This is a genomic window from Nocardiopsis lucentensis DSM 44048 (assembly GCF_000341125.1).
GTDB lineage: Bacteria > Actinomycetota > Actinomycetes > Streptosporangiales > Streptosporangiaceae > Nocardiopsis > Nocardiopsis lucentensis.
Genome location: NZ_ANBC01000531.1, coordinates 1 through 5,442, shown reverse-complemented (window position 1 = coordinate 5,442; position 5,442 = coordinate 1). Strand labels below are relative to the sequence as shown.

Annotated in this window: 7 protein-coding genes and 1 pseudogene (1 of these 8 only partly in view); 6 read left to right on the top strand and 2 right to left on the bottom strand. The window is 70.4% G+C overall.

The window, feature by feature from the left end:
• The 3 genes in view from D471_RS35070 to D471_RS0118700 are tightly spaced (at most 53 nt apart) and all read left to right on the top strand, a layout consistent with a single transcriptional unit that may run on beyond the window.
• Positions 1 to 164: the end of a DEDD exonuclease domain-containing protein gene (locus D471_RS35070; protein ID WP_449406571.1), read on the top strand. 1,186 nt of this gene lie to the left of the window's left edge; 164 of the gene's 1,350 nt are visible here — the last part of the coding sequence; the start codon falls outside the window, past its left edge; it ends in the stop codon at positions 162 to 164.
• The gene (locus D471_RS0118705; RefSeq protein WP_017600028.1) at positions 146 to 910 is read left to right on the top strand and encodes a rhomboid family intramembrane serine protease; all 765 of its coding nucleotides are present in this window, start codon (positions 146 to 148) and stop codon (positions 908 to 910) included. Before D471_RS35070 ends, D471_RS0118705 begins: the two co-directional genes overlap by 19 nt.
• A gap of 53 nt (positions 911 to 963) precedes the next feature.
• Positions 964 to 1,239, top strand: a complete 276-nt coding sequence (locus D471_RS0118700; protein WP_017600027.1) for an Lrp/AsnC family transcriptional regulator — start codon at positions 964 to 966, stop codon at positions 1,237 to 1,239.
• A gap of 141 nt (positions 1,240 to 1,380) precedes the next feature.
• On the opposite strand, the gene trpD is transcribed toward D471_RS0118700, so the two are convergent.
• Together trpD and D471_RS0118690 are read right to left on the bottom strand one after the other, a co-directional pair.
• Positions 1,381 to 2,469: an anthranilate phosphoribosyltransferase gene (trpD, locus tag D471_RS0118695; RefSeq protein ID WP_017600026.1), complete on the bottom strand. Its 1,089-nt coding sequence runs from the start codon at positions 2,467 to 2,469 to the stop codon at positions 1,381 to 1,383.
• A gap of 227 nt (positions 2,470 to 2,696) precedes the next feature.
• Positions 2,697 to 3,134, bottom strand: coding sequence for a hypothetical protein (locus D471_RS0118690; protein ID WP_017600025.1), 438 nt, complete (start codon positions 3,132 to 3,134; stop codon positions 2,697 to 2,699).
• Between the two features lie 482 nt (positions 3,135 to 3,616).
• Here D471_RS0118690 and ctaE point away from each other — a divergent pair, with 482 nt between their 5' ends.
• The 3 genes and pseudogenes from ctaE to D471_RS35065 all read left to right on the top strand — a co-directional run.
• Positions 3,617 to 4,243 carry an aa3-type cytochrome oxidase subunit III gene (gene ctaE / locus D471_RS0118685; protein WP_169548899.1) on the top strand — a complete coding sequence of 209 codons (627 nt, stop codon included), beginning with the start codon at positions 3,617 to 3,619 and terminating at the stop codon, positions 4,241 to 4,243.
• 17 nt (positions 4,244 to 4,260) lie between these two features.
• Complete coding sequence (locus D471_RS0118680) at positions 4,261 to 5,250, top strand: cytochrome c (RefSeq protein ID WP_083924254.1); 990 nt, start codon at positions 4,261 to 4,263, stop codon at positions 5,248 to 5,250.
• Positions 5,243 to 5,442: pseudogene (locus D471_RS35065) on the top strand (ubiquinol-cytochrome C reductase); the annotation flags it as partial. The gene D471_RS0118680 and the pseudogene D471_RS35065, both read left to right, overlap by 8 nt.

Sequence of the window (5,442 nt, the reverse complement as noted above, 5' to 3'; positions counted from 1 at the left end):
CCCCCCCCGCGGCCCCCCGCCGAGGAGACCGAGCTGATCCTCGACTGGCTCGTCCACCCCGCCACCAGGCTGGTCGAGATCGAGGGAGAGTGGACCTGCCCGCTGCGCGGCGCGGAGGCCCACACCGGAATGACACACTGGGCGCATGGCCGCGCTTCCGCTGAATGACGACTACCCGGTCCGCCGCGCCCCCGTGGTCGCCTACACGCTGATCGCGGTGAACGTGCTCGCCTACCTGGCGTCCCCGCTGGCGATGACCGCGGTCTGGTATCCGGTCGAACTCGCCGAGCGGTTCTGCGCGATCGACCACTACTTCATGCGCTGGGGCGCGGTCCCCGACGAGATGCTCGGCCGCACCGACCTGGCGCCCCCCATGACACCCGAGTGCGGGGCGCTGGACGGCAAGTCCGTCTGGCTCTCCGTGTTCACCTCGATGTTCGTCCACGGAGGCGCGGCCCATCTGCTGGGCAACATGGTGTACCTGTTCGTCTTCGGACCGGTGGTGGAGGACCGGATCGGCCGCCTCCGCTTCCTCATCCTCTACCTGGTCACCGGCCTGGCCGCCGCCTACGGGCACGCGCTGGTGGACACCGAGGGCGTCATCCCCATGGTCGGGGCCTCCGGGGCGATCTCCGGCGTGCTCGGCGCCTACCTCGTCGTACAGTTCCGCAGCAGGGTGACCACGCTGGTGTTCGTCGTCATCCCGATGCGGCTGCCCGGGTGGGCCCTGGTGGGCAGCTACTTCGCGGTTCAGTATCTTCTCTACGTCACCACTTCCACCACTCCGGGAGGCGGGTCCAACGTCGCCTACGCGGCGCACGTGTACGGATTCCTCGCCGGGGTGGCCGCGGGACTGGTGGTCTACCGGTTGCGATGGCGCTCCGGGACGCGGCTGTCCGACGTCTACTGACGGTGCGCCCCTCGCCCGGGGCCCGTCCCGCGCCGACCCGCCATGGAGGCACCGTGATCACCGCGATCGTCATGATCAAGGCCGACGTCCACCGCATCCCCGAGGTCGCCGAGGCGATCGCCGACATCGACGGTGTCAGCGAGGTCTACTCGGTCACCGGCGGCGTCGACCTCATCGCCATGGTGCGGGTCCGCCGCCACGAGGACCTGGCGGAGGTGATCCCGGGCCGGGTGAACAAGGTGCCCGGAGTCATCTCCTCCGACACCCACATCTCCTTCCAGGCCTACTCCAAGCACGACCTGGAGTCCGCCTTCGCCCTGGGCTGGTAGGACACCGGAACGACGCGGGGCGCGGAGTCCGGACACCCGGACACCGCGCCTCTCCGTGCTCTTCGCGCGCTCGCAAGCTCGCGTCGGGGCTCGGGGCTCGGGGCTCGGGGCTCGGGGCCCGCGGGCCCGGCCGGGGCGGTCTCAGACCTGCTTGGCCAGGCCCTGGCTGGTCTCCACCCACGCGGCCAGCGCCCGCTCGGCGGCTCCGCTGTCCACGGCTGCGGCGGCGCGCTCGTAACCCGCGCGCACGGCCTCCACCAGGGAGCCCTCCACGCCGTCCACGGCCGCCAACGCCGCGCCCGCGTTGAGCAGGACCGCGTCCCTCACCGGGCCGCGCCGGCCCGCGAGCAGGTCGCGCACGGCCTGGGCGTTGAACTCCACGTCGCCCCCGCGCAGCGCGTCGGGCGCGGAACGCCCGATCCCCAGGTCCGCCGGGTCCAGTCGCTCCCGGCGTGCCTCGCCGCCGCTGACCACCCACACCGTCGACGTGGTCGACGTGGTCAGCTCGTCCAGGCCGTCGTCACCGCGGAACACCAGCGCCGAGGAACCGCGACCGGCGAAGACCCCCGCGATCACCTCGCACATGCGCTCGTCGAACACCCCGATCGCCGAGGTGGTGGGCCGCGCCGGGTTGGTCAGCGGCCCCAGGAAGTTGAACACCGTCGGCACGGCCAACTCGCGCCGCGGCTTGGCGGCGTAGCGCAGCGACGGGTGGAACAGCGGCGCGAAGCAGAAGGTGATGCCCGCCTCCTCCGCCACCCGGGCGGTCAGCCGCGGGGGCAGGTCCAGGACCACGCCGAGCCGCTCCAGGACGTCCGCGGTCCCGCAGGAGGAAGAGGCCGCGCGGTTGCCGTGCTTGACCACGCGCGCGCCCGCCGCCGACGCCACGATCGCGGCCATCGTCGACACGTTCACGGTGTGCGCGCGGTCGCCGCCGGTCCCGACGATGTCCAGGGTCGGCCCGGGAACGCTGACGCGGACGGCGTTGTCGAGCATGCCCCTGGCCAGGCCGGTCACCTCGGACACGCTCTCGCCCTTGGCGCGCAGCGCGATGGCGAATCCGGCGATCTGCGCGTCGGTCGCCGATCCGGACATGATCTCGTTCATCGCCCAGGCCGTGTCGGCGGCGCTGAGCGTCACCCCGCCCAGAAGGGCGGTGATCAGGTTGGACCAGGTCCGCTCGGTGACGGCGGACTGGTCGTCGGAAGCGGTGGGCGGGACGGTGTTCATCTTCTCTTCGACTCCACGGTGCGGGTTCGGGCGTGGGGGCGTACGGAGACGGCGGCGCGCGACGGCGGCCGACCGGTGCTCAACGCCCCAGGGGAAGGGACGGGGCGTGGCCACGCCATCGCCCGGTGTCCGCACCGTGGTTGAGTGCTCCGTGCACGACGGAACGCCGACGCATCTCCCTGTCGGCGTTCTCTCGGTCGCTCAGAGTCGTGGGGGCGCCCACCGGGTCACCCGCTGAGGGCGGCGGCGCGCTGACGCATCAGCTCCGCCAGGGACTCGGCCAGCGCGACGGGGTCGATCGGGTGGCTCACCACCTGCTCGGCCCGCGACCAGGTCGCGAGCCAGCCGTCGTCGCGGCGGCCCACCAGGAGCAGGACCGGCGGGCAGCGGAAGATCTCGTCCTTGAGCTGGCGGCACAGGCCCATGCCGCCGACCGGGGCGGCCTCGCCGTCGAGGATCGCCACGTCGATGCGCTCGGCGGGGTCGGTCGACTCCAGCCTGCGGATCACGACGGGCGCGGTCGCGCACTCGACCAGTTCCACGCGGGGCACGTCGGCGGCCGGGCGGCGGCCGACGGCCATGCGCACCTGCTCGCGGGTCTCAGCCTTGTCGCTGTAGACCAGCACGCGCATCCGGGCACCCGTGTCCGTACCGCTGACCACCATCGCGCAACCGTCCCATCACGTCGGTCCTCGGCCGCCGTCGAGGGGGCGCGGCCGGGCGTTCGTTGGTTCTCTCGTCATCGACTCTATTGCCTCGCGCTCCCGGTGCCCAGGGCCCGGTGGGGCCGGGGCTTCGGGGCTGAGACCTTCGACACTCCCAGGATGCCAGCACTCCCGGGGGGTGTACTCACCCGCCCCGCGCGTGGCGTTGTGCAACGGTGACCGTTTCGATACCTGCGCGTTGGCGGAGGTGGATTGGAGCGGTTTCCGCCGGGGTACGGATCGCCTCAGCCGCCCAGGATCACGCCTGTCGGCGGCTGTGGGCGGGTCGCTGACGCGCGAACGGCGGCCGAGTCGGTACAGTAACGCGCGAGTCACGGTGAACGCCCCGGTCCGGGGCGTCTGGATGGTCGAAACCGGTACTGATCCGCCCCCTTACGGGGGGTCGAGTACGGGTCTCCGCGAGATGCCGTAATAATGCTCCCGTGGCGACAGCAACCGCGAACCTCAAAACAACACCGACACCAGAGCATGGTGCGGCAAAGCGTCCTGACCTGGTGAGCGTTGGCACCATCGTGTGGTTGGCCAACGAGCTCATGTTCTTCGCAGCGCTGTTCGCGATGTACTTCACCATCCGATCGGTGACCAACGGGAACCCCGAACTGGGGCCGTGGCCGGACACGCACCTCAACGTGCCGTGGGCGACCGCGATCACCGTGGTGCTCGTGGCTTCGAGCTTCACCGCGCAGGCCGGCGTCTGGGCCGCCGAGCGCGGTGACGTCAAGAAGCTGCGCGCGTGGTTCTTCCTGACGTTCTTCATGGGCCTGTTCTTCGTTCTCGGACAGGCCTACGAGTACTACGTGCTCATCGCGCACGAGGGCCTGACTCTCCAGTCCAGCGCCTACGGGTCGATGTTCTACCTGACCACGGGCTTCCACGGGCTTCACGTCACCGGTGGGCTGATCGCGTTCCTCATCATGCTGGGACGCACGTACGCCGCGAAGCGCTTCACCCACCAGCAGGCGACCAGCGCGATCGTCGTGTCCTACTACTGGCACTTCGTCGACGTGGTCTGGATCGCTTTGTTCTTCACCATCTACTTCATCCAGTAACCCGAAACGGGGAAACCGTGAAATGGATTACCGCGCGGCGACGGCATCCCCTGGCGGGGTATGTCGTCGTCATCCTCGCGCTAGCCCTGTTCGGGGTGGGGTACGCCGCACTGGCCCCCACCACCGACCAGGCGCAGGCGCAGACCCTCGCCGCTGACGCGCCGTCCCCCGAGGACGTCGACGTCGCCGAGGGCCGCGAGATCTTCGACCAGACGTGTGCCACGTGCCACAACTACGACGGCTCCGGTATGCGGACCGAGGACGGCGACGTCATCGGCCCGGACCTGCGTGAGGTCGGCCCCGCGGCGATCGACTTCCAGGTCAGCACCGGCCGTATGCCGTCGGCGAACCCGGACGCGCAGATGCCGCGCAAGCCCATGGCCATGTCCGAGGAGGACCTGGTCAACCTGATCGCGTACTACAACGCGCAGATCAGGGACGGCCAGAGCGGCGCGGACATTCCCTACGACGTCCCGGACACCGCCCCCCAACGGGACGAGTTCAGCGTCAACCGCGCCGACTTCGACTCCGAGGAGGAGTACGAGGAGGCCGTCGAGGCCGCCGAGGCGGAGTACGAGGCCGCGCTCGAGGAGTACGAGGCCGAGTACGAGGCCTACATCGCCGGTGCCGACGACACCGAGCTGGGCATGAAGCTGTACCTGACCAACTGTGCGCACTGCCACAGCTGGTCCGGTGGCGGCGGCGCCCTCACCGACGGCCGCTGGGCTCCCCAGATCCGCGACGCCAGCGCGCGCGAGATCTACGAGGCCATGGTCACCGGCCCCGGCGCCATGCCGATGTTCTCCGACACGGTCATCACGTCCGACGAGAAGCAGGAGCTGATCTCGTACGTGAAGACCCTGGAGGCCGAGCCGAACGCCGGCGGCGTCTTCGACCTGGCGCGCGTCGGTCAGGTCGCCGAGGGCTTCATCTCGTGGACCATCGGCCTGGCACTGATCATCGCCTGCGCGATCTGGATCACCGCGAAGCAGCGTGCACATGACTGAGAACAACAACAACGACAACACCGAGGCCGGAGCCGACGGTCCCGAGCGCGTGCTCGGCACCCCGTCCTCCGAGGCCGAGGAGAGCGTGGTCTCCACCGCCTCCGCCGAGGCCGAGCACGAGGGCCCCTACCCGGCCTCCGAGACCCACGCACACCCGGAAGAGGTCCAGCGCCGGGGCGAGAAGATCGCCTC

What these genes read in the sequence shown, in the direction of transcription:
- D471_RS0118705 (WP_017600028.1), top strand. Translation starts at nt 146, where the DNA reads ATGGCCGCGCTTCCGCTGAATGACGACTACCCGGTCCGCCGCGCCCCC.
- trpD (WP_017600026.1), bottom strand. Translation starts at nt 2,469, where the DNA reads ATGAACACCGTCCCGCCCACCGCTTCCGACGACCAGTCCGCCGTCACC.
- D471_RS0118690 (WP_017600025.1), bottom strand. Translation starts at nt 3,134, where the DNA reads ATGGTGGTCAGCGGTACGGACACGGGTGCCCGGATGCGCGTGCTGGTC.